The organism is Nocardia sp. NPDC058519, from assembly GCF_042719755.1.
Classification (GTDB): Bacteria; Actinomycetota; Actinomycetes; order Mycobacteriales; family Mycobacteriaceae; genus Nocardia.
This window is the reverse complement of record NZ_JBHXNK010000006.1, coordinates 186,615-207,184: the sequence shown is the minus strand read 5'-3', so window position 1 is coordinate 207,184 and position 20,570 is coordinate 186,615. Positions and strand designations below refer to the sequence as shown.

Genomic DNA, 20,570 nt, shown 5'->3' with positions numbered 1-20,570 from the left:
CTCGCTCAGCCGACGACCATGTCGTCCTGGGACCAGAACGCGCGCATGCTCACGATGCGGGCGTCCTCGTCGAAGGTCATGACATCGATCGGATCGAGGGTGAAGGTCTGCTCACCGAACTTGGTGACCACCCGGAAGCTGAACGCGGCGCTGTCGCCGGCGACGCGGAGGGAGAACAGTTCGGTCGAACGCTCCAGCGGCTCGATGTTCTCGTAGAACTTCGTGATCGCGGCGTGGCCGACGTGCGGTTCGCTGCCGACCGGGTCCTCCACCGTCGCGTCCTCGCGGTAGAGGGCGACGACGTCGGCGGCCGTACCGCTGCCGACGGCCTCCACATATTTGCGCACCGTCGCGCGAATGTCGTCCGCTGAAGCCATCGTGTCGCTCCTGAAATGTCGAAAGGGATGAATATGTGAACCGAACCACATCCGGTGGCCCGGGTGCCCCGTTCTTTCCCGACCAGCGGGAGAGAACGGGGGTGGGTCATTCGCCGAGGATGTGCCGGACGGCGAGGTGGCTGAACAGCATGGACGCGCCGATCGGATTGCCGCCGCCGGGGTAGACCTCGCCACTCACGGCGGCCATGGTGTTGCCCGCGGCGTAGAGGCCGGGGATCGGTTCGCCGTCGCGGCCGAGCACGCGCGCCGCGCTGTCGGTGCGCAGACCGCCCTTGGTGCCCAGATCGGAGATGCCGAACGCCGCCGCGTGGTACGGGCCCTTGTCGATGGTCACCAGCGGCGGTTCGCCGTTGGAGAAGGCACGGTCGTAGGCCTCGTCGCCGCGCCCGAAATCGGGATCGACGCCGGTGGCGACCATCGTGTTGAACCGCTCGACGGTGGCCTCCAGGTTCGCCGCGGGCACGCCGATCCTCGCGGCGAGCTCGGCGAGGGTGTCGGCGGTGTGCCACAGCCCGGCCTCGACGTACTTCTCGGTCTCGACCATGGAGACGTTGGTGGCCTTGATCGGCGGCACCTCGCCTTCGGAGTCGTCGTAGATCATCCAGAACGGCAGGGTCAGCCCGCGCTCGCGCATCTGCCGGATGACATCGCGACCGAGCCGGTCGTAGGGGGCCGACTCGTTGACGAAACGGTTGCCGTCCTGGTCGACGAAGATCCCGCCGGTGAACCACAGCGCGAACGCCGAACGCCCGTCGGGATGGGTCAGTCCGGGCGACCACCACGCTTGATCCATCAGATCGGTATCGGCGCCCGCCGCGATGCCCGCAGTATGCGCCTTACCCTGATTTCCCCAGGGCCCCATGGTGTCTCGTGCCTCGCCCGGCACACCGTAGTGCTTGCGCAGTTCGTCGTTCTGCTCGAATCCACCCGCCGCCAGGATCACCCCGCGCCGCGCGCGGATCGCGACCCTCGCGCCGTCGCGTTCGACGATCGCGCCGGTCACCACGCCGTCTTCGACCACCAGTTCCACCAGCGGCGAATCCAGGTGCAGCTGCGCGTGCGGATAGCTCGAGATCGCGCGCAGCATCCGACCGATCAGCGCCTGACCGCCGATCAGCAGGTCCTGCGGGGGAGCGCCGAGCCGGTCGGTGTCGAGCGTTCCGCGCAGCGAGTCGCGCAGCGGGCCGAGCTCGGCGGCAGGCAGCGGTGTCGGCATGATGTGGCGCTGACCGTCGAGCCGGGCCTTGGGCGCCTTGCCGAAGTAGTCCGGCCACGGCAGCATCATGAACGCGAAATGGTCGTCGGCTTCGAGGTATTCGATGAGATCGCGACCTCGCCGGACATAGGTCTGCTGCAACTCGTCCGGGGTGCGGTCACCGACCACGGCGCGGTAGTACGTCAGCGCGTCGTCGATGGTGTCGTCGGTGCCCGCCCGCTCCAGCACCGGGTTGCACGGGAACCACACCCCGCCGCCGCCCGAATACGCCGTCGTGCCGCCGAACTTGTCGGTCGCCTCGACCACCGCGACGCTGAGTCCCTCGCGCGCGGCGGTGTAGGCGCCCGCGAGGCCGCCTCCCGACCCCGCGACCAGCACATCGACCTCGTCGTTCCAGTCCACCACTGTTTCCTCCTCGAATTGCGCTCGACGGTAGGCCCGGCGCCGGTGGCCGTGGGGCGGTTCTCCCGATCACCGGGAGGGCATCGATGCGCGAACGTGCCGGTCAGCGGGAAGGGGACCTGCTCGAACGGCGTGCGCGTCCATAGCGTCGCCCGCAGAGAAACCGGTCTCCATCGAAAGGTAGGCACTGTGAACCCCGAGACCCCATCGGCACCAGCGAAGGGCCCGGCCGACGTCGACGTAGTCGTCGTGGGTGCGGGCATCGCCGGCCTCTACGCGCTGCACCGCTTCCGCGGCAGCGGCCTCACCGTGCGGGTGTTCGAAGCCGGCGACGGCGTGGGCGGCGTCTGGTACTGGAACCGGTACCCGGGCGCGCGCTGCGATGTCGAGAGCGTGGACTATTCGTACTCCTTCGACGACGCCCTGCAACAGGAGTGGGACTGGAGCGAGAAATACGCCACCCAGCCCGAGATCCTGGCCTACCTCGAGCACGTCGCCGATCGCTACGACCTGCGCCGCGACATCGAATTCAATACCCGTGTCACCGATATCGTGCTCGACGAGCAGACTCTGCGCTGGCAGGTCGACACCGATACCGGCCGCGCGGTCTCGGCCCGGTTCGTCGTGCTGGCCACCGGCCCGCTGTCGAACGCGAACACCCCGGCCATCGACGGACTCGACACCTTCGCCGGGCAGATCCTGCACACCTCGCACTGGCCGCACGAGGGAGTCGACCTCACCGGCCGCCGGGTCGGCGTGATCGGCACCGGCTCCTCCGGCATCCAGACGATCCCGTGCGTGGCCGAGCAGGCCGAGCGGTTGCACGTGTTCCAGCGCACCGCCAATTACAGTGTGCCCGCCGGGAATACGCCACTGACCGAGCAGGACCGAGCGGCGCAGAAAGCGAACTATCCCGAGCGCAGGCGGCTGTCGATGGCCAGCGGCGGCGGTTCCCCGCACCAGGCGCATCCGGATTCCGCGGTGGCCGTGAGCGAGCGGGAACGGCGCGATGCCTACGAGAAGCGCTGGGCGCTGGGTGGTGTGCTGTTCAGCAAGACCTTCCCCGACCAGCTCACGACCCTCGCCGCCAATGACACCGCCCGCGAATTCTGGGAGGAGAAGGTGCGGGCCGTGATCGAGGACCCGCGCGTCGCCGATCTGCTCGTTCCGCACGACCACCCCATCGGCACCAAGCGGATCTGCACCGACACGAACTACTACCAGACCTTCAACCGCGACAATGTCGACCTCGTCGACCTGAAGGCGACCCCGATCACCCGCATCGACGCCGGGGGCGTGCACACCACCGACGCGCACTACCCGCTCGACACTCTCGTGCTCGCCACCGGATTCGACGCGATGACCGGCTCGGTGTCGCGGATGAACATCGTCGGCCGGGGCGGCGAGACGCTCAACCAGGCATGGCGGGAAGGCCCGAAAACCTATCTGGGACTGGGGGTAGCGGGCTTTCCGAACCTGTTCAACCTGACCGGTCCCGGCAGCCCGTCGGTGCTGGCCAACATGGTGCTGCACTCGGAACTGCACGTCGACTGGGTGGCCGAGGCCATCGGCTTCCTGAACGGCAGGGCAGCGGTGGCGCTCGAGGCGCGGCCGGACGCGGTGTCGGAGTGGGTGCGCGAATGCGTGAACCGGGCCGCGGGAACGCTGATGACACAGGCGAATTCGTGGTATCTGGGCGCGAACATCGAGGGCAGGCCACGGGTGTTCATGCCCTTCGTCGGCGGGTTCGGCGTCTACGGCGAGATCATCGCCGAGGTCGCGGCCGCCGGGTACAAGGGCTTCGACGTCATCGAGGCCTGAGAGACGACGACGGGGTGGTCCGCGATGGGCCACCCCGTCGTCGGATCAGGCCGCGAAGCCGCCGAACCCGCCCTTGTAGAACAGCAGCGGCCGGGCGCCCTCTGTGGCCCGCAGGTCGCCGATGCGGGCGAGCACCACGGTGTGGTCGCCCGCATCGTGCTCGAGTTCCACCGTCACCTCGATCTGGGCCAGCGCCCCGGCCAGCGCGGGCGCGCCGTTGCCCGCCCTGTCCCACTCGACGCCGGCGAACTTGTCGGCACCGCTCACCGCGAACTGGCGGCACAGCGCGCTCTGCTCCTGGGCCAGGATGTTGATGCACAGGGCGCCCGCCTCGCGTAGCAGCGGCCAGCTGGTCGAGCTCTTGGCCGGGCAGAACGACACATACGGCGGGTCGAGCGACACCGACACCACCGACTGACAGGTGAAGCCGAGCGGTCGCGTCCCGTCGTGGGCGGCGATCACCGCGACGCCGGTCGCGAAGTGACCGAGCACTCTGCGCAGGTCCGCGTGGGCTGGTATACCTGCGTCGACGACGACGTTGTCCGCATTCATAGGGGTCCTTCCGAACGGAATCCGATGCTTCCCAGAATCCGGGAAGATCGGGCAGCGGCTCAAGACGGCCTCCCGGTCAGTGGTTGTCGGGGGGCGAATTCCGGGAAGACCGGTTGCTAACATGCTGCGATGGCGACCAGCGACCCCGACGTGCCCAATCTGCCGCCGACCAGCTGGGCGGTGCTCGCCATGCTCTCCTACGAGGAGGAGGTCTCCGGCTACGACCTGAAGAAGTGGGCCGACTGGAGCCTGCGGTACTTCTACTGGACCCCGTCCTACAGCCAGATCTACGCCGAGCTGAAGAAGCTCGAACAGCACGGCTTCGCGAGTTCGCGACTCGACCCCGACAACGTCATGCGTGCCAGGCGGCTGTACCAGATCACCGCCGACGGCCGCGCCGCGGTGACCACGTGGTGGAACAAGGCCCCGGTGGATCCGTCGGTGCTCAAACACCACGTGCTGGTGCGGGTCATGTTCGGGCATCTCGGTTCCCCGGATCGGCTCAAGCAGATCCTGCGCGACCACATCGCCGATGTCGACGAGCTCGAGAAGCGTGCGGCGATCGATGCCGAAGCCGCGAAATCCGAACCGGGCTGGGCCTATTCGCAGATCGTGCTGCAGTGGGCCCAGCGCCACTACGCGGCCGAACGCGACCTCGCCCAGCAGCTGATCGACGACATCGACAACGCGGCTACCGTGCTGGCGGGCGCCGAGCACGACGACCGCGCCGACTACCCCCATCCGACGCCGGGCCGCTGGCGCGAGATCGAGCAGCGGGTTCTCGAAAAGGAGAGCGTGCCGCACGAACCGGCCGACTAGTTCGGTCGACCGGGTCGTGCCGCGGATCAGTCAGTGGCCGAAGGCCCGAGTACCTCGCGCACCATCGCCCAGATCTGTGTCCGCGCGGCAACCGTGGCGGACAGGGACGGGATGCTGAGGAATCCGTGGAACAGCCCGTTGTAGCGGCGATGCCGGACCGCGACGCCGTCACCTGCCAGGCGCTGGGCGTAGGCGTCGCCGGCTGAGCAGGGCGGGTCCAGTTCGGCGGTGATCACCACCGCGGGCGGTAGACCGGCGAGCGAGGCCGCCCTGGTCGGCACCAGGCGAGCATCGTCGGTGCCGTCCGGGGCGTAGTTCTGCCAGTACCACCGCATGGCGCTGGTCGTGTTGTAGTGGCCGGTGCCGAATCGGCGGTAGGACTCGGTCTCGAAATCGTCGTCGATCACCGGATAGATCAGGATCTGCGCCGCGATCTGCGGCCCACCGGCGTCCCTGGCCGCGATCGCCACAGTGGCGGCGAGATTGCCGCCCGCGCTGTCACCGGCCACCGCGATCCTCGACGGGTCGCCGCCATAGGCGCCCGCGTTCTCGGCGGCCCACCGCAGCGCCGCGAACATGTCGTCATGGGCAGCGGGGCCCGCGTGCTCGGGCGCGAGCCGATAGTCGACCGAGATCACCACCGCGCCGACGCCCGCCGCCATCGAGCGGCAGAACTCGTCGTGGCTGTCGAGATCGCAGAAGACGAAGCCGCCGCCGTGCGCGAACACGATCACCGGCAGCGCCCCGCCGTCGTGATGGGGCCCGAACACGCGCAGCGGCAGCGGGCCGCCGGGCCCGTCGATCGTGATGTCGCGCGCTGTCCGCATCTCGGGAAGTCGTTGCAGCGGAGCGCGTCTGGCACGAATCGCCGCACGCACGTCGGGCGCTGCCATCGTGGCGACATCGGGGAATCCGGCGTCGAGCGTGGCGAGCATGGCCGCGACTTCCGGATCAGGAACCGCACCCGGCCCGGTGGTCGGGAAAGTTCGCACAGTCACTGGTCCTCCTGGGATTCGGCGACGGAATCGGCAGTCGAGCACGTCGTCGGCCCCACCGTAGGACCAGCACGACGCGATCGAACCGCGTTCTCCCACTGGGCGGAAACACCAGGTCGCTGCCTGTCGACGGCTGCCTACGGTCGGCGGATGGAAGCCACGAAGGTCTATGTGATCGACACGGTAGTGACGAAGCCGGGGCGCGCCAGGGAGTTCGTCGACGCCTATCTGCGCGACTACGTGCCGGGCGCGCGGGACCGGGGCATGGTGCTGGAAAGGATCGTGGTGAGTCCGCCGGTGTGGTTTCCGGACGAGTCGAACACGGTCATCGCGAGCTGGGTGCTCGACGGTGCGCAGGGCTGGTGGGCGATGACCTGGCAGGGGCGTCCGGACGAGTCGGTGCGGCGGTGGTGGGCGGCGGCGGAGGACTTGATCGTCGAGCGGACTCGCTCGACCGGTGCGCTCGCCGCCGATGTCGACAGGCTCGGCGATGTTTGAGCTGACCCGGCTGGTGCATCTTTCGCCCGGCACCGATCCCTGCGCGCGTGACCGATTGATGACTCGGCTGCGTGGAATCGCCGCCCCGATGGCGCGCCGCGTGGTGGTCCAGCCGACGTTGCCGGGAGTTCGCAACGGCGGTGATGTCCTGGTGCACTTGCGTTTCGACGAGTCCGCCGACTGGACGGGCACCGCTGCCGAGGTGGACACGCTGCTGAGCGAGACCCCGGTCGCCCATGTGGACGGCGCCGAATATCAGGGCGGCACAGCGGGTATCGCCGAACAGGGCGCGACCGGATCGGTGTATCGGGTACTGCTGCTACGGGTCGTGCCGGGCACACCGCGCCCGACGATCGAGCGCTTCGAGGCCGACCTGCTGCGCATGCCCCGCTACCTCCCGAGCATCCGGTCCTGGCAGTTGAGCCGGGTCGCGCGTGGCACCGGATCCGCGCCGTGGACCCATGTCTGGGAACAGGAGTTCACCGACCTGGACGGTCTCACCGGCCCCTATCTGATGCATCCCGTGCACTGGGCGCACGTCGACCGCTGGTTCGACCCCGAATGCCCGGAAGTGATTGTCCGCGAACGCATCTGCCACAGCTTCTGTGTGAACAGTCCGGCCTGATGGAAGTGATCGTCCGCGTACGTATCCGCCAAACCTCTGTGTGAACAGTCCGGCCTGATCCATCGCGCCCGCCGCCGCCCGCGTTCGGCCGGCGGCGACGGCGCGAGAAGCGGGATCACGCCGTGCGCGGGCCACGCTGGTCCGCGTACGGCCGGGCCGCCGGACCCACCCCGAGCGGACGGGGATGCTGCTGCAGCGTGGGATGCACCCGCACCCGGCCGTCGTCGACGTGGCGCCAGATATTGAGCGCGGTAGTGCGCACCGGCGCGCTGAGCCGGTGATCGAACAGCATCCGATCCACCGGCCCGCACACCGACACCGCCGCCACGGCGGCTTCGCCGAGATCGCCGATCGGCGCCGCGATACAGCCGAAGCCCGGCAGCGACTCCTCGCGCTCCACGGCGATCCCGTGCGCGCGCACCTTGTCCAGTTCGGTGTCGAGCTGGGCCTTGGTGGTGATCGAGTAGCGGGTGCGGGCACCGGACTGTCCGGCGATGGCGTCGGCGATGCGGTGCTCGTCGGAGTAGGCCAGGATCGCTTTGCCGACCGCGGTGCAGGCAGCGGGTCGCCTGCCGCCGACGCGGGTGGGCACCACCGCCGACAGCTCGCCGCCGACCTTGTCGAGGTACACGACGTCGGGACCGTCCAGCACGGCCAGATGCACGACGAACCCGGTGACCCGGTGCAGCTCGTGCAGGAACGGCATCGCGGCCCGGTGCAGCCGGTCCTGATGCACCGCCAGCGAGCCGAGCTCCATCAGCCGGATGCCGAGCTCGTAGTCGCGCCCCTCCCGACGTAGCCAGCGCAACTGCACCAGCCGATCGAGCATGCGATGCGCCGAGGACCGGGGTAGACCGGTCCGCCGGACGATCTGGGCGAGGGTGAGCCTGCCCGGGCCGTCGAAGGCGTCGAGCAGCAGGGACGCGCGATCGAGGATCGCGCTCGGGGTGGTGGCCTCGGCCTGAATGACCATGAGCTCTCCGTTCGGATCTTACGAGCTGATGCCCACTCGCATATTTCGATTAGGCATATACCTATTCATACCATCCCGTGTGGTCGTTGTCACATGAATCCGCCAGACCTCATGACAACGGCCCCCGCCCCGAGCGGAGAGCTCGGAGCGGGGGCCGTCCAAAGGCGGGTTCTACATGGCCGCGAGCGGCTCGCTGCCGGACCAGTCGTGGCCCCAGTAGCTGTCGGCGGTGATCTCCTCGGCGGTGTAGTAGGCCTCGTCGACCCGCATACCCTCGGTGCCGAACTCGATATCCCAACCGCCGGGCGCGCGGACGTAGAACGACACCATCTTGTCGTTGGTGTGCCTGCCCAGCGTCGAGGACACCGAGAAGCCGTCCTTGGTGACGCGATCGAGCGCCTGCCCGACCGCGTCGAGGCTGTCGACCTCCACCATGATGTGCACCAGGCCCGGCGCGCCACCGTGCGGCGCGGGGCACAGCGCGAGGCTGTGGTGGCGCTCGTTGACACCGAGGAACCGCACCCGCATCGGCCCGAACTCCGGCGGCGCGGGAATCCGGAACGCACCACGCGACGGGAATCCGAGCACATCGGTGTAGAAGTCGAACGCGCCGTTGGGGTCCATGGTCGGCAGCACGACATGGCCCAGACCCTGCGCGCCGGTGACGAACTTCGCGCCGAACGGCGTCACCACCGGGCTGTGGTCGAGCACCGCGCCGTGGAACACCTCGAGCGTCGCCCCGGTCGGGTCCTGGAACGTGATGACCTCCTCGACCCGGCGCGCGTCGGCCTCCTCGACCGAGAGCGGCTTCACGGCGATACCCGCCGCCGTGACCGCGTCCTTCACCCGGACCAGGGCCGCGTGATCGCGCACCTCCCAGCCGATGGTGACGATGGCGTCGCTGTCACCCGGCACGATGGTGATGCGCGCCGCGCGCTCGTCCATCCGCAGGTACAGTGCGTTCTCGTCCGGTCCGCTGCCCTGGGCGAAGCCGAGCACGTCGAACGCGAAGGTGCGCCAGCGGTCCATGTCGGCGGTCTGGATCTTGACGTAGCCGAGGCCTTTGATGTCTGTCATTTCCGTTGTCCTTCTTGGTATTCGGGTCAGATCATCGAGCGGAGGTTGGCCGCGGGCTCGAGACCGAGGGAGCTGACGGCCGAGGCGTGGTACACCGTGCTCGGCACGTGGATGGCGTGGGCGAGGCCGACGTGCGCGTCGCGCCAGTAGCGCTGCAGCGGCTTGTCGATCCGCATGGCGTTGCCGCCGGAACGGGCGAAGATCTGGTCGACCGCCGTGACCGCGCGCCAGGCCGCGCGGACCTGGGTGCGCCGGACCGAGGCCCGTTCGGCGAAGCTGATCTCCTTGCCTGCGTCGACCGCGTCGAAGATCTTGTCGGCGTTGGCCAGCAGCTCCTGGCGCGCGGCGTTGATGTCGGCGGCGGCCTCGCCGATGGCGAACAGCACGTACGGATCGTCCTTGACCGCGGTGCCCTGCGCGCCGACCCGGTCGCGCTGGTAGTCCAGGTGCGCGGCCAGCGCGCCCTCGGCGATACCGACCACCGCGGAGCTGATGCCCAGCGGGAACATCGTCGACCACGGCATCTTGTACAGCGTCTCGGTGACGCCGTACTCCTTCTGCGCGGTGCCGTCGATGACGTAGTCGCCGTTCATCACCCGGTAGTCGGGCACGAAGGCGTCCTTGACGATGATGTCCTTGGACCCGGTGCCCTTGAGGCCGACCACATTCCAGGAGTCCTCGACGATGGTGTAGTCCTGGCGCGGCAGGATCATGTGCAGCATCGTCGGCGGCAACGCCATCTTGCCCTCGGTGTCACCGAGCATTGCGCCGAGGAAGATCCAGTCGCAGTGATCGGTGCCGGAACTGAACTGCCAGCGGCCGTTGAAGATGTAGCCACCGTCGACCGGGCGGGCGATGCCGGTCGGCGCGTAGGGCGAGGCCATCCAGGTGTCGTGGTCGTCGGCCCACACCTCGTCCTGCACCTTCGGGTCGGCGAAGGCCAGCTGCCACGGGTGCACGCCGACGATGCCCGCGATCCAGCCGCTGGCCGGGTCGAGCGCGGCGGTGGCCATCACCGTCTCGGCGAACTCGCGCGGGTGCGCCTCGTAGCCGCTGTACTTCTTCGGCTGCAGCAGGCGGATCGGACCCGCCGTCTTCAGCAGCTGGGCCGTGGCATCGGGCAGCTGCCCGAGACGCTCGGCCTCCGGGGCCTGATCGCGCAGCTTGTCGGCGATCGCGGCGATATTGTCGAGAACCTTGGTCATCTTCGGTGGTGCTTTCTGTTCGGAGTGGTCGGGGTCAGGACATGGTGTCGACGACGGCGCCGCGGGCGATGTTGTCGGCCACCTCGGCCTCCCAGCTCGTCACCGCGCGTTCGGTATCGATCTCGAACTCGAACCGCTTGGTCATGTCCTCGGTGACGTCCTCGACGTCGACGTAGAACTGCTTGTACCAACGGCGCAGCTGGTACACCGGGCCGTCCTCCTCCGACAGCAGCGGATTGTCGATGGGCGCCTTGTTCTTCCAGATCTCGACGTCCTGCTCGAAGCCGTACTCCACGCCCTGCGCGAACTGCGCCGCCATCGCGTTGGCGTCCTCGTCGGACATACCCTCCGGCTTCTTGACCATCGCGCCGTACTGCAGCACGAACGAGTTCTCGTCGACCGGGTAGTGGCAGTTGACGAGCACCGTCTCGATTGTCATCCCGTTCGATTCGCTCCACAGCCAATCGAGCATGTAGGACGGCCCGAAGTACGAGGCGTCCGAGCGCAGCGCGGAATCCGGGTCGTCGTAGCTGGTGCCGACGGTGACGTCGTGGCGCGGGGTCGAGCGCATGTACTGGGTGGCGACGTGGCCGTCGAAGACGTTCTTGAAATAGCGCGGGAAGGAGTAGTGCACGTAGAAGAAGTGCGCCATGTCGACGACGTTGTCGACGATCTCGCGACAGTGCGAGCCTTCGATCAGAATCGAGTTCCAGGTCAGGTCGGTCCATTCCGGGGTGCCGTAGCCCTCGATCTCGGGAATGGTCACCTCGTCGGTGGGCTTGCTGCCCTGTGGGTCGTGCCAGACGTAGAGCTGGCCGTTGCGCTCGAGCGTCGGCCAGGTGCGAGTCTTGGCCAGCGGCGGAACCCGGCGCGCGTACGGAATGGCCGTGCACTTGCCGTTGCCGCCCCACCGCCAGTCGTGGAACGGGCAGGCGATCGAGTCGCCCTTGATGGTGCCGCGTGCGAGATTGCCGCCCATATGGCGGCAGTAGCCGTCGAGGACGTGCAGCGCGCCGTCGGATTCGGACTGGAACACCACGAGCATGGTGCCGAAGGCCTTCACCTCGTGCGGGTTGCCGTCGCGGAACGACGAGAGCAGGCCGAGGCAGTGCCAGCCGCGGGCGAACCGAGTCGGCGCCGCGGCGGCCTCGATCTGCCGGTAGTCGGCGGTGGTGTCCTGCGTTCGGCCGTTCGGCGAGTTCTCCGGCATCGAAACCTCCATGTTCGGACGGAGTGGGGATGAGCTGCGCCGATGGTCGCGCCGCGCAGGGGTCGGCGGGTCGTGGTGTTCCCGGTCAGCGGACATGTTTTCGTCCCGGTCAGCCGGTGTCCCGATGACCGGGAGAGGAACCGATCACAGCCGGGCGGGCGCCCTACCGTGACGGCATCGGTTTCGAACGAGCAGGAGTGAATCATGGGTAACGTCGCGGTGGTCTTGGACACCGATGCCATCCGGCTGTTCGCGCAAGCGGCGCGCTCCGACAATCCGGCCTACCGGCTCGCCGATCGACCCGTGGTGCCGCCGACCTTCCTGCCCGCCGACGGATCGAGGGCGGGGGAGCGGGTGGAGACCGATCACCGGTTCTTCGGTCCGCCGCCGCGCGCGGGTGACCAGCTGACCGCGATCCGGGCGGGTGCCCCCGGCCAGCCCGCGGTCGGTGCCGCCGAGTCGCTCACCCGATACTTCGACCGCACCGGCGGTCTCGTCGCCGAGTCGTGGGCGGCGGCCGAAACCTTTGCGGGCGAGCAGGTTTCGCCACAGGCCGCGGCCCTGTTGGCGACCTACGCCACCGACTGGCTCGGCGCCGAGGCGATCCGCCGGTTCCGCACCAGGTCGGTGCGGCCACTGCCGTCCGGTGATGTCATGTCCTGCTCGGGGCGGGTCACGCAGAGCTATGTGCAGGACGGCGAATCGCGCGTCGATGTCACCCTGGCCGGCGCCGATGCCGCGGGCAACGTCGTCGTGCGTGCGTGGGCCACCTTCGCCGTGACCGACACCGGCCCGCAATAGCGGGTGAGGTCTCCTGCCGAAGAGGCGGATGTGGAACAACGGGTAGTCGACTACTCGTGAGGGCGTCCCCGGTGGCGACGACGATCGTGTGTACGCCCATCACGGGCGAACTACCGACACACCATGTCCGCCTTCTGGAAGGGGCATCCGATGACCGCCCACGTGGATACTCCGACGACAACCGGTATCGAGAGCGCCGTGCTGCGGACCGGGTACGACCCGGACTTTCTCGGGCCCCGAGTCGAGGTTCCGGAACTGGATGCCGCGGTCCGCGGTGACGCGGTTCGCCTCGACGGCTCCGATGTCATCAGCTACACCCACTTCTCGCTGGCGTTGAGCACGCCGCGGCGGTTCGCGTTCTGGGTGGCGTGGAATATCGACGGTGCCGCGATGCGGAAGCTCTCCCGCACCGGCATCGAATTCGTCAAAGACCCGCGCATCCCGGCCCATACGCAGGTGGGAAACGAACTCTACCTACGCAATCGGCTCGATCGCGGACACCTGGCCCGGCGCGCGGATCTGCTGTGGGGCAGTGAGACCGAAGCCGAGCAGGCCAATATCGACTCGTTCTTCTACACCAACATCACCCCGCAGATGGACGATTTCAACCAGAGCAGCCGCGCCGGGGTGTGGGGACAGCTCGAAGACGCGGTCTTCTCCGACGTCGACATCGACGACCTGAGGGTGAGCGTCTTCGGCGGACCGGCCTTCCGAACCGACGACCAGGTGCATCGTGGCATTGCGCTGCCACGGGAGTACTGGAAGGTGATCTGCTTCGTGGAGGGAAACCGGCTGCGGTGCAAGGCGTTTCTGCTGACCCAGCACCTCGACGAGCTGGAGGCGCTCGCGCTCGACGAGTTCCGCGTGTTCCAGGTCGCGGTGCCCGAGATCGAACAACGAGCACGCTGCCGATTCCCGGCGGCCCTGCACATCGCCGACACCTTCGTGACCCAGGAGTCGGTGGCTGACCGTCGTCCGCTCGAGTCGACGGCCGACATCAGCTGGTAGTTCCATCCCGACCTGCCTGGTCAGGACATCGCGGCTCGCCGTGCCGCGACGCGCGCCCACACCTGTGGATCGGTGCGCGGGCCGCCGGGAGTGTCCGCGCCGTAGCGCTGGATCTGGGCGTCGATGTCCAGGGGCGCGGTCAGCGAGGTGCCGGGGGCGAGCGCGGCCTCCACGTCGTCATCGGGGACCAGCCAGCACACCTCGAACTCGATGCCGTCGGGGTCGCGGGCGTAGAGCGCTTTGGTCGACCCGTGATCGCCGGCACCGGTCAGCGCGTGCGCCGCCATCAGGCGGTCCCGCACTGCCACCAGCTCGGACAAAGTGTCCACCTCCCACGCGACGTGATAGAGCCCGACCGAGCCCGCGGTGCCGGGCGCGGGTGTCCTGGCCTGGAAGATCCCGAGGTCGTGGTCGTTGGCCGAGCCGGGGTAGCGCAGAAACGCGCCGCCGGGGAATCCCTCGGGGAGCCGCTCGAATCCGAGCACGTCCTCGTAGAACGCGATACTGCGCGGCAGATCCGCGACGAACAGCACGATGTGGTTGATTCCCCGCATCTCGGGTGGCCTCCTCGATCGAAAGTTCTCGACCCACAACAGTCCCACGCGGGCATCGGTCGGCACCACCGGATGACCGGGGAGCGGGAGCCTTCTTTCCCCGGCGCCGGGACTGCTATCGCGCGGGCTTCGCGACGGGCAGCGCGCCGCGGTTGTCGATGCTCAGCAGGAGGCTCGCGATGAGGTCGGTGAGATGTTCCCGGGTGGTGTCGAATTCGCCGCGCATCCAGGCGGCGACCAGCTCCAGGGTGCCGCTGACCACGCTGTAGGCGGTCATATCCGCGTCGAGTGGATCGGCGGGTTCGGCCACGAGCTCGCGGCCCACTGCCGACATGGCGCGGGCGATCGCGTGCTGGGTGGCCAGCCGCGCGTCCTGGAGTGCCTCGGTGCTGTGCGCGTTGAGCAGCAGGGCAGGTCGGCGGGAGTCGGCGAGCAGGAACCCGAGCGACGCGTCCGCGGCCGCGCGCACCTGACTGTGGATGTCCGGCGCGGCGTCGTGGGTGGCGGTGACCACCGCGGCGATGCCGAGAGCGGTGTGCTCCTCGACGAGCGCGCTGAGCAGGGCGTCGCGGTCGGTGAATTGCTCGTAGAAGTAGCGATCGTTGAGCCGGGCCTTCACACAGACGGCCCGTTTGGTGACGGCGGGCGCCCCACCCTCGGCGAGCAGGTCGAGCGCGGCATCGAACAGCGCGCCCCGGCGGCGGGATCGGCGTTCCTCCGCGGCCACGCCACCGTAGACGCGCGACGGCGTCGCGCCATCGGAGTCCTTGTGCATGGCCGCCTTTCCCTACCTCGGGCGTCAGCGTAGTCCACCGGCACTCTTGACCATCCACCAGTTCTGGTGCACTCTGACACCAGACTAGTTTGTGGTGCCATCCTGCACCAGAACTGGTGGCGGAACAAAGGAGTTCACCGATGACCTGTCCTGTGCCACATCCAGAACCCCGCTCGTTCGGCGCCACCCCGGCGTCCTCGGGCGAATCGCTCAGCGCCGTCGCACGATTCGAACGTGTCGGCGGATCGGTGCTGTTCGGTCTGTTCGGTGTCGGTCTGTTCGACCAGCCGATGCTGCCCCCGGTGTCGGCCGCGCTCGAGGCCACCGGCCGTTCGCGGTACCAGCCGTGGGCGCGGGCGGTGCGCACCGCGGCGGCGGATCAGCTGATCTACCACGGCGAAGACGCCGATCGGGACGCCGAGTCGCAGCGGCTCATGCTCCTGCACCGCGACGTCAAAGGCGTCGGCCCGGACGGCGAGCGATATTCGGCGCTCAACCCACAGGCCTGGAACTGGATCCTCTACTCCACCTTCTTCGTGCAGCGCGGCGCCTATCTGGCATTGACCGGCGACACCCCGTCGGCGGCAGCGGACCAGGCCATCTGGGACCACTACCTCACCAAGACGCGCGGCCTGCACCTGCCCGGCAACTCGCGGCCGATCGCGAACTACGCGGACCTGACCGTCCACTACGACAGCATGATCGCCGAACTACGGGCGACCTCGGCCCTCGAGGCCGCGACCAGTTCCGTCCGGAATTCGCCGCGCCCGGACTTCCTGCCCGCAGTCGTCGCCCCGCTCTGGCGGCTGAGCGCACCCGCCCTCGGATATGTCGCGATGATCCTCGGATGCGGCATCATGCACCCCGGCGTGCGCGCCAACATGCCGATCACCTGGACCGCCCGCCACGACCGACAATTCCGGGTCCTCACAGCCGCCCTGCGTCTCGCCTACACCCAGCTCCCCGCCACACTCACCGATTCCCCGATGGCCCGCAACCGGCGCAAATACGAACGCCTGGTCGACCGGTACCGCAAGGTCGGCCTCACGTCGTTCGCCCCTGATACCGCCGACCGTCCCGGCAGTACTCCGCGAGCACTGATCTGAGCCCGGCCAGCGCCGGGCCCGCCATCGTGTTCTGGACCGATGTCAGGCCCGGCGCATGAACGCGAGCATGTAGTAGACGTTGTCGATGTTGCGTTCGACCACGCTGACCAGTTGCCAACCCTGGGATTCGAGCATCTCGACGCCGTTGAGCAGGTGCACGACCGGTTCGAAGATCGCGCGCTGGTAGGCGGCCGAGCCGAACACCAAGCCGCCGGTCTGCGGCGAACTGAGCACCAGGTTGCGGCGCGGATAGGACCGTAGGTCCACCGCGCCGTTCAACACGGCGATGACATCGAAGACAGGTCCGGGCGCGGGAGCGTTCACGCCCCCATCGTCACCGCTGTGTTGGTCGGCGGGGGCAACGGGGGTCAATCGCGCGGAGTCCGGGCATGCGACGAGCCCGCATGCCGAGGAGGAGGCTCGGCATGCGGGCTCGGATGAACCGGATTCCTCAGAGACCCAGGTTGATGGCGATGCTGAAGAAGTCGCCGCCGAATGCGTAGATGTTGTTGAAGAACTGAGTGAGTCCGGAAAGCATGATGGTTGATCCTTTGCTTCGTGTTCCTGGTGGAGATGCACCGTGGATCGGCGCAACACGACAGTCGCATCCCGAGCCGGTCCGGTGACCAGATGGTCACCGTGTTTCTGCAGGTGGGAGGCGGTAAACAAGCATTCCGTTCCGGATGGAACACGGGTGTTCAGACGGACCAGCGGGCCGGAGATCAGGGCGCGCAGGCGTCGGTGAACTCGTCGTTCCATCGCGGCAGTTCCGCGTCGAGGTCGGTGCCGCGACTTGCCGTGCAGACTCGTTGCGCGGCCGCCACGGCGTCGGTGCTCCACCAGCGCAGCACCCCGTCCTCCCCGCCTGCGCCGAGCATGCCGCGAGGATTGAACGCCACCCGCCACCGGACGATGCTGGTCGGGGCGAGGGAATCACCGATGGGGTTCGGTGCTGTCGGATCGGCCACCGACCAGAGCCGGACCGTCTGATCGTCGGCACCGCTGGCCAGCAGATGCGAGGTCGGGTCGAAGCTCACCGAGCGGATCGTGCTCGTGTGTCCACTCAGCTCGGCGACGGTGTCGACCCGATCCCCGGCGATCCGCAGGACACGCACGATCTGGTCGTCCCCGGCGGTGGCGAGCAACGTGCCGTCGGCGCTGATCGACAAGGCGTTCACCGGTCCGCCGCTCTCGGCGACCACCGTCGAGGTAGCGGCTCCACCGTCGAGGTTCCAGCGGTGTACCCGTCGATCGGCCGATGCCGCGTACAGCGTCGACCCGTCCGGGCTGAACTGGGCGGCGTTCACCCAGCCCGCTGGTCCGGTCAACGGCGCGGAGCCTGCCATCGGGTGTTCACGGTCGGCGAGGTCCCAGACCTGCATGCTGGTGTCGTCGTAGGCGGTGACCAGGCGTCGGGAGTCCGGCGCGAACGTCAGTGCGTGGGCGTATCTGGCCCGGGGGATCGACAAGGTGGTCAGCGCGGTCGGCGCGGTGGGTCGACTGGTGTCGAACAGGACCACGTCACCGGTGTCGAGGAAGGTCACCGCCAAAGTTCGTCCGTCCGGAGCGAGGGCGACGTTTTCCACCCGTGCATCGTCGGCGAGCGGGAGCACCGTCGACAGCAGCTGTGGGGTCGATCCGTTGGTGTCCCAGAGCAGCACCTGGCCGTCCCAGGATCCGGTGGCCATCAGCCGGCCGGAGGCGTCGTAGCTCGGTGCCTGCACCAGCCTGGTGTGGCCGGTGACCACGGCCGAGGACAGGGTCCAGACCTGCAGGTTGCCCGCCTGCCCGCCGGTGAGGATCGCGGAATCGTCGAGGAAGGTCACCGTCGCCAGTGGTCCACGGCTGCCGTTCAGCGGCTGTCCGACCCCGACGGGGTTGCGGGCGTCGGTGACGCTCCACAGTTCGGCGGTGCCGTCGCGGGCCGCGGTGGCCAGCGTGCGGCTGTCGGGGGAGAAGGCCAGCGACCACACCGCGGCGGTGTGTGCCTCGATCGGCGCGCTCGTCGCGACGACGTGTTCGCGCTCGCGCAACGACCACAGCCGGAAGGTCTGGTCGTCGCTACCGGTGGCCAGCATCAGCCCATCCGGGCTGACCGCGACGGCATGGATGGCGAGCGCTTGCCCGGTCAGCGGGTCGCCGAGTTGGTGCGCGCGGTCCGGATCGGTGGTGTCCCATATGCGGGCGGTGCGGTCGTCGCTTCCGCTGATCAGGGTGTTGCCGTCCGGCGTGAAGGCCACAGTGCGGACCGAACCGCCGTGTCCGGTCAGTACCCGGGTGGTTCCGGTCGCCAGATCGTGCAGGCGGACCGTGCGGTCGTCACCTGCCGTTGCCAGCCACCGGCCGTCCGGGCGGATCGCCACCGCGTAGGCCGTGCCGCGGTGACCGAGGTCCAGATCGGGCAGCGCGACCGGATGCTCGACGTCGGTGAGGTCCCAGCGGTGCACCAGGCCGGTGGCGCCGGTCGCGAACACCGTGCGATCGTCGGGCGCGAAGGCCACCGCAGCGACCCACGACGCGGTACGTAAAGGCGCACCGAGGGGCACAAGCCCGTGTTCGGCGCTGCGGCGCCACAGCCGGACCGTGTTGTCGTAGCCCGCCGAGGCCACGATGCCGGTGCCCGACCGCGCGGACATGTAGATCGCGCCCTCGTGCGCGGGCACGGTCGCTGCCAGCGGCGACGACTGGGAGGCGAGCAGCAGGCCGCGTGCCTGCGCATCGCCGGGCCGTTCCGCCTCCGAGACCACCGCGAGCTGGGCCGATTCGGTCGAATCCACGGCCCGGTCGCGCTGGGACGCCGCGACCAGCGCCGCATACTGTGCGTCGGCGCGTTCGCGTTCGGCGCGTTGACTCTGGCGCATCGACACCACCGCGAGCACCGAGGTCACCAGCGCCGCGACCACCAGCACGAGTGCCAGTACCCGTTTGGCCAGCACCTGCCGTCGCCGCACCGCCGCGGACGCGTCGAGGAATTCGTTGCCCTGCGCCGAAACGGCCTGAGGTGTGCGGGCGCGCAACTGGTTCGCCATCGACAGTCGACTGCCCTGGTAGAGCAGGGACGGGTCTTTGCCCGCGCCCGCCCATTCCTCCACATCGGTCTGGAGCCGATGCCTGATGATCGCGTCCTCGCGGTCTTCGTCGACCCAGTCGGCCAACCGTGGCCAGGCCCCGATCACCGCGTCGTGGGCCAGCGAGGTGCCGTAGGCGTCCTGGGTGATGATCCTGGCCTCGGCCAGCGCATTCAGGACCAGGGCGGCCGATTCCGGATCGGCGCAGCGACGCACGAGGGTGTCGCGATCGACATGTCGACCCACCGCCGTCCCGTCCGCCACCGGGGTGACCAAGTGCAACAGGATAGTTCGCGTGGTGTCGCGTTCCCGTGGACCGAACGACTCCCACTGCTGCTCGGCGCTGGCGGCGATCGCACCACGCACCCCGCCCGCCTGTTCGTAGGCCCGCACCGACATCACCTCGGCGTCGCGAAACTGCCAAGTACTGCGCAGGGCGTGGGCGAGCAGGGGGAACGTCCCCGCCCGGATCACGGTGTTGCCGCCGCGGATGCCGAGGTCGGCCAGCATCAACTCCACGAGCCCGTCGCCGACGCCGAGTCCCTGTGTCTTCGCCGGTTCCACGATGGCCGCGGTCAGGGCCTGCGCGGTCGGCGGGCCGAGCACCATCTGGTTGGTCTCGAGCAGCGTCGCCAACGCCGGGTGCCGGGAAGCGTGGGTGTAGAAGTCGGCGCGCAGTGCCATGATCACACCGGCGCATCGGCCCGGCCGCACGGGTCCGGGGACGGTCATGTGGCGGAGAACATCCAGGTACCGGTCGGCCGACTGGTCGTCGAAGGGCGGCAGGAACAGCTCCTCGCACTGGTCGACGGCCAGTACATAGGGTTTCTCGGTGGCTCGCTCGTGCGCCCAGGACTCGAGGTCGTCGGCCGGTACCGAGGACGGCGTCACCAGCAGCACGTCGAACTCGTCGCGGATCCGGGCGGCGAACCCGGCCTGCAGCAGCGACGACTTCCCGACACCCGAGTCGCCGACGAGCACCAGCGGATCACCGGTGCCGAGGTTCTTCGCGAACCACGCCTGCATCGCCTCGACCTGGTTGTCGCGGCCCGCGAAGTACTCCGCGTCGCTGATGGTCAGCGCGGCCAGCCCCGGATACGGACAGATCGTCGATATCGCCGGCCGGTTGCCGGAAGGTTCCTGCTGCGCGCGCGACCACAGCTTCCGCCACGCGGTCATCGAGTACAGGCCGGGCAGTTCGGGTTCGGGCCGGTGCAGTCGCGCCGGGGGAATGAGCACACTCAGCACCGCCGAGAGGCCGTCGAACTTCGCGGGCACGCTCTTGCCGAGCCGCCAGTCCGAAATCCGCTGCACGCTGACCTCGCGACCACGCGGATTGCGCGCGCGGATCTCCCGGGTTGCCTTGGCGCTGACCGCCTTCAACGGCGGCGCCCCGGCAGTGGAGTAGAGCAGGTTCAAACGATGCGCCAGGTCGGCGCGGATAGTGCTCACCGCTGCTCACTCCCA

At 68.7% G+C, this 20,570-nt stretch carries 19 protein-coding genes; 7 read left to right on the top strand and 12 right to left on the bottom strand.

All coding sequences use genetic code 11. The features are described 5' to 3' along the window. Positions 1-5: 5 nt before the first annotated feature. Positions 6-377 (bottom strand): nuclear transport factor 2 family protein, encoded by a 372-nt coding sequence (locus tag ACFWPK_RS10005; protein WP_378914244.1) that lies wholly within the window; start codon positions 375-377, stop codon positions 6-8. Between the two features lie 106 nt (positions 378-483). Then, positions 484-2,019 carry an FAD-binding protein gene (locus ACFWPK_RS10000; RefSeq protein ID WP_378914243.1) on the bottom strand — a complete coding sequence of 512 codons (1,536 nt, stop codon included), beginning with the start codon at positions 2,017-2,019 and terminating at the stop codon, positions 484-486. Between the two features lie 186 nt (positions 2,020-2,205). Between ACFWPK_RS10000 and ACFWPK_RS09995 the strand changes: the two genes are divergently transcribed. Beyond that, entirely contained in the window at positions 2,206-3,837 is a 1,632-nt protein-coding gene (locus tag ACFWPK_RS09995; RefSeq protein ID WP_378914242.1) for a flavin-containing monooxygenase, read from the top strand. A gap of 45 nt (positions 3,838-3,882) precedes the next feature. On the opposite strand, the gene ACFWPK_RS09990 is transcribed toward ACFWPK_RS09995, so the two are convergent. After that, entirely contained in the window at positions 3,883-4,389 is a 507-nt protein-coding gene (locus ACFWPK_RS09990; protein ID WP_378914241.1) for a flavin reductase family protein, read from the bottom strand. 129 nt (positions 4,390-4,518) lie between these two features. Here ACFWPK_RS09990 and ACFWPK_RS09985 point away from each other — a divergent pair, with 129 nt between their 5' ends. Further along, a complete protein-coding gene (locus ACFWPK_RS09985) occupies positions 4,519-5,208 on the top strand; it encodes a PadR family transcriptional regulator (protein ID WP_378914240.1) in 690 nt (229 codons plus the stop codon). Positions 5,209-5,234: 26 nt separating this feature from the next. Here the strand turns inward: ACFWPK_RS09985 and ACFWPK_RS09980 are convergent, their stop codons facing one another. Next, a complete protein-coding gene (locus ACFWPK_RS09980) occupies positions 5,235-6,206 on the bottom strand; it encodes an alpha/beta hydrolase (RefSeq protein WP_378914239.1) in 972 nt (323 codons plus the stop codon). A 147-nt stretch (positions 6,207-6,353) separates the two neighbouring features. Between ACFWPK_RS09980 and ACFWPK_RS09975 the strand changes: the two genes are divergently transcribed. Both ACFWPK_RS09975 and ACFWPK_RS09970 read left to right on the top strand, forming a co-directional pair. Further along, positions 6,354-6,701: a hypothetical protein gene (locus ACFWPK_RS09975; protein WP_378914238.1), complete on the top strand. Its 348-nt coding sequence runs from the start codon at positions 6,354-6,356 to the stop codon at positions 6,699-6,701. Next, a complete protein-coding gene (locus ACFWPK_RS09970) occupies positions 6,694-7,326 on the top strand; it encodes a Dabb family protein (protein ID WP_378914237.1) in 633 nt (210 codons plus the stop codon). The genes ACFWPK_RS09975 and ACFWPK_RS09970 overlap by 8 nt, the downstream gene beginning before the upstream one ends. A gap of 115 nt (positions 7,327-7,441) precedes the next feature. On the opposite strand, the gene ACFWPK_RS09965 is transcribed toward ACFWPK_RS09970, so the two are convergent. The 4 genes from ACFWPK_RS09965 to ACFWPK_RS09950 all read right to left on the bottom strand — a co-directional run bounded on the left by ACFWPK_RS09965 (position 7,442) and on the right by ACFWPK_RS09950 (position 11,791). Then, positions 7,442-8,299 carry an IclR family transcriptional regulator gene (locus ACFWPK_RS09965; protein ID WP_378914236.1) on the bottom strand — a complete coding sequence of 286 codons (858 nt, stop codon included), beginning with the start codon at positions 8,297-8,299 and terminating at the stop codon, positions 7,442-7,444. Positions 8,300-8,470: 171 nt separating this feature from the next. Beyond that, positions 8,471-9,376, bottom strand: a complete 906-nt coding sequence (bphC, locus tag ACFWPK_RS09960) for a biphenyl-2,3-diol 1,2-dioxygenase (RefSeq protein WP_378914235.1) — start codon at positions 9,374-9,376, stop codon at positions 8,471-8,473. Between the two features lie 26 nt (positions 9,377-9,402). Then, positions 9,403-10,581 (bottom strand): acyl-CoA dehydrogenase family protein, encoded by a 1,179-nt coding sequence (locus tag ACFWPK_RS09955; RefSeq protein WP_378914234.1) that lies wholly within the window; start codon positions 10,579-10,581, stop codon positions 9,403-9,405. Positions 10,582-10,615: 34 nt separating this feature from the next. Continuing rightward, the gene (locus ACFWPK_RS09950) at positions 10,616-11,791 is read right to left on the bottom strand and encodes a Rieske 2Fe-2S domain-containing protein (RefSeq protein WP_378914233.1); all 1,176 of its coding nucleotides are present in this window, start codon (positions 11,789-11,791) and stop codon (positions 10,616-10,618) included. 204 nt (positions 11,792-11,995) lie between these two features. Here ACFWPK_RS09950 and ACFWPK_RS09945 point away from each other — a divergent pair, with 204 nt between their 5' ends. Both ACFWPK_RS09945 and ACFWPK_RS09940 read left to right on the top strand, forming a co-directional pair. Continuing rightward, complete coding sequence (locus ACFWPK_RS09945; RefSeq protein WP_378914232.1) at positions 11,996-12,592, top strand: hypothetical protein; 597 nt, start codon at positions 11,996-11,998, stop codon at positions 12,590-12,592. A gap of 150 nt (positions 12,593-12,742) precedes the next feature. Continuing rightward, positions 12,743-13,600, top strand: coding sequence for a DNA/RNA non-specific endonuclease (locus tag ACFWPK_RS09940; RefSeq protein ID WP_378914231.1), 858 nt, complete (start codon positions 12,743-12,745; stop codon positions 13,598-13,600). Between the two features lie 20 nt (positions 13,601-13,620). On the opposite strand, the gene ACFWPK_RS09935 is transcribed toward ACFWPK_RS09940, so the two are convergent. After that, a complete protein-coding gene (locus tag ACFWPK_RS09935) occupies positions 13,621-14,154 on the bottom strand; it encodes a VOC family protein (protein ID WP_378914230.1) in 534 nt (177 codons plus the stop codon). Between the two features lie 115 nt (positions 14,155-14,269). After that, the gene (locus ACFWPK_RS09930; protein ID WP_378914229.1) at positions 14,270-14,929 is read right to left on the bottom strand and encodes a TetR family transcriptional regulator; all 660 of its coding nucleotides are present in this window, start codon (positions 14,927-14,929) and stop codon (positions 14,270-14,272) included. Positions 14,930-15,069: 140 nt separating this feature from the next. Between ACFWPK_RS09930 and ACFWPK_RS09925 the strand changes: the two genes are divergently transcribed. Beyond that, positions 15,070-16,035, top strand: coding sequence for an oxygenase MpaB family protein (locus ACFWPK_RS09925; protein WP_378914228.1), 966 nt, complete (start codon positions 15,070-15,072; stop codon positions 16,033-16,035). 42 nt (positions 16,036-16,077) lie between these two features. On the opposite strand, the gene ACFWPK_RS09920 is transcribed toward ACFWPK_RS09925, so the two are convergent. Beyond that, entirely contained in the window at positions 16,078-16,359 is a 282-nt protein-coding gene (locus ACFWPK_RS09920; protein WP_378914227.1) for a hypothetical protein, read from the bottom strand. 398 nt (positions 16,360-16,757) lie between these two features. Further along, on the bottom strand, positions 16,758-20,555 hold the full coding sequence (locus tag ACFWPK_RS09915; RefSeq protein ID WP_378914226.1) for a hypothetical protein: 3,798 nt from the start codon (positions 20,553-20,555) through the stop codon (positions 16,758-16,760). Positions 20,556-20,570 lie beyond the last annotated feature (15 nt).

Coding starts and splice junctions, on each gene's coding strand:
- bphC (WP_378914235.1), bottom strand. CDS start 9,376: ATGACAGACATCAAAGGCCTCGGCTACGTCAAGATCCAGACCGCCGAC.
- ACFWPK_RS09935 (WP_378914230.1), bottom strand. CDS start 14,154: ATGCGGGGAATCAACCACATCGTGCTGTTCGTCGCGGATCTGCCGCGC.
- ACFWPK_RS09975 (WP_378914238.1), top strand. CDS start 6,354: ATGGAAGCCACGAAGGTCTATGTGATCGACACGGTAGTGACGAAGCCG.
- ACFWPK_RS10005 (WP_378914244.1), bottom strand. CDS start 377: ATGGCTTCAGCGGACGACATTCGCGCGACGGTGCGCAAATATGTGGAG.
- ACFWPK_RS09990 (WP_378914241.1), bottom strand. CDS start 4,389: ATGAATGCGGACAACGTCGTCGTCGACGCAGGTATACCAGCCCACGCG.
- ACFWPK_RS09955 (WP_378914234.1), bottom strand. CDS start 10,581: ATGACCAAGGTTCTCGACAATATCGCCGCGATCGCCGACAAGCTGCGC.
- ACFWPK_RS09945 (WP_378914232.1), top strand. CDS start 11,996: ATGGGTAACGTCGCGGTGGTCTTGGACACCGATGCCATCCGGCTGTTC.
- ACFWPK_RS09950 (WP_378914233.1), bottom strand. CDS start 11,791: ATGCCGGAGAACTCGCCGAACGGCCGAACGCAGGACACCACCGCCGAC.
- ACFWPK_RS09985 (WP_378914240.1), top strand. CDS start 4,519: ATGGCGACCAGCGACCCCGACGTGCCCAATCTGCCGCCGACCAGCTGG.
- ACFWPK_RS09940 (WP_378914231.1), top strand. CDS start 12,743: ATGACCGCCCACGTGGATACTCCGACGACAACCGGTATCGAGAGCGCC.
- ACFWPK_RS09925 (WP_378914228.1), top strand. CDS start 15,070: ATGACCTGTCCTGTGCCACATCCAGAACCCCGCTCGTTCGGCGCCACC.
- ACFWPK_RS09965 (WP_378914236.1), bottom strand. CDS start 8,299: ATGGTCATTCAGGCCGAGGCCACCACCCCGAGCGCGATCCTCGATCGC.
- ACFWPK_RS09970 (WP_378914237.1), top strand. CDS start 6,694: ATGTTTGAGCTGACCCGGCTGGTGCATCTTTCGCCCGGCACCGATCCC.
- ACFWPK_RS09930 (WP_378914229.1), bottom strand. CDS start 14,929: ATGCACAAGGACTCCGATGGCGCGACGCCGTCGCGCGTCTACGGTGGC.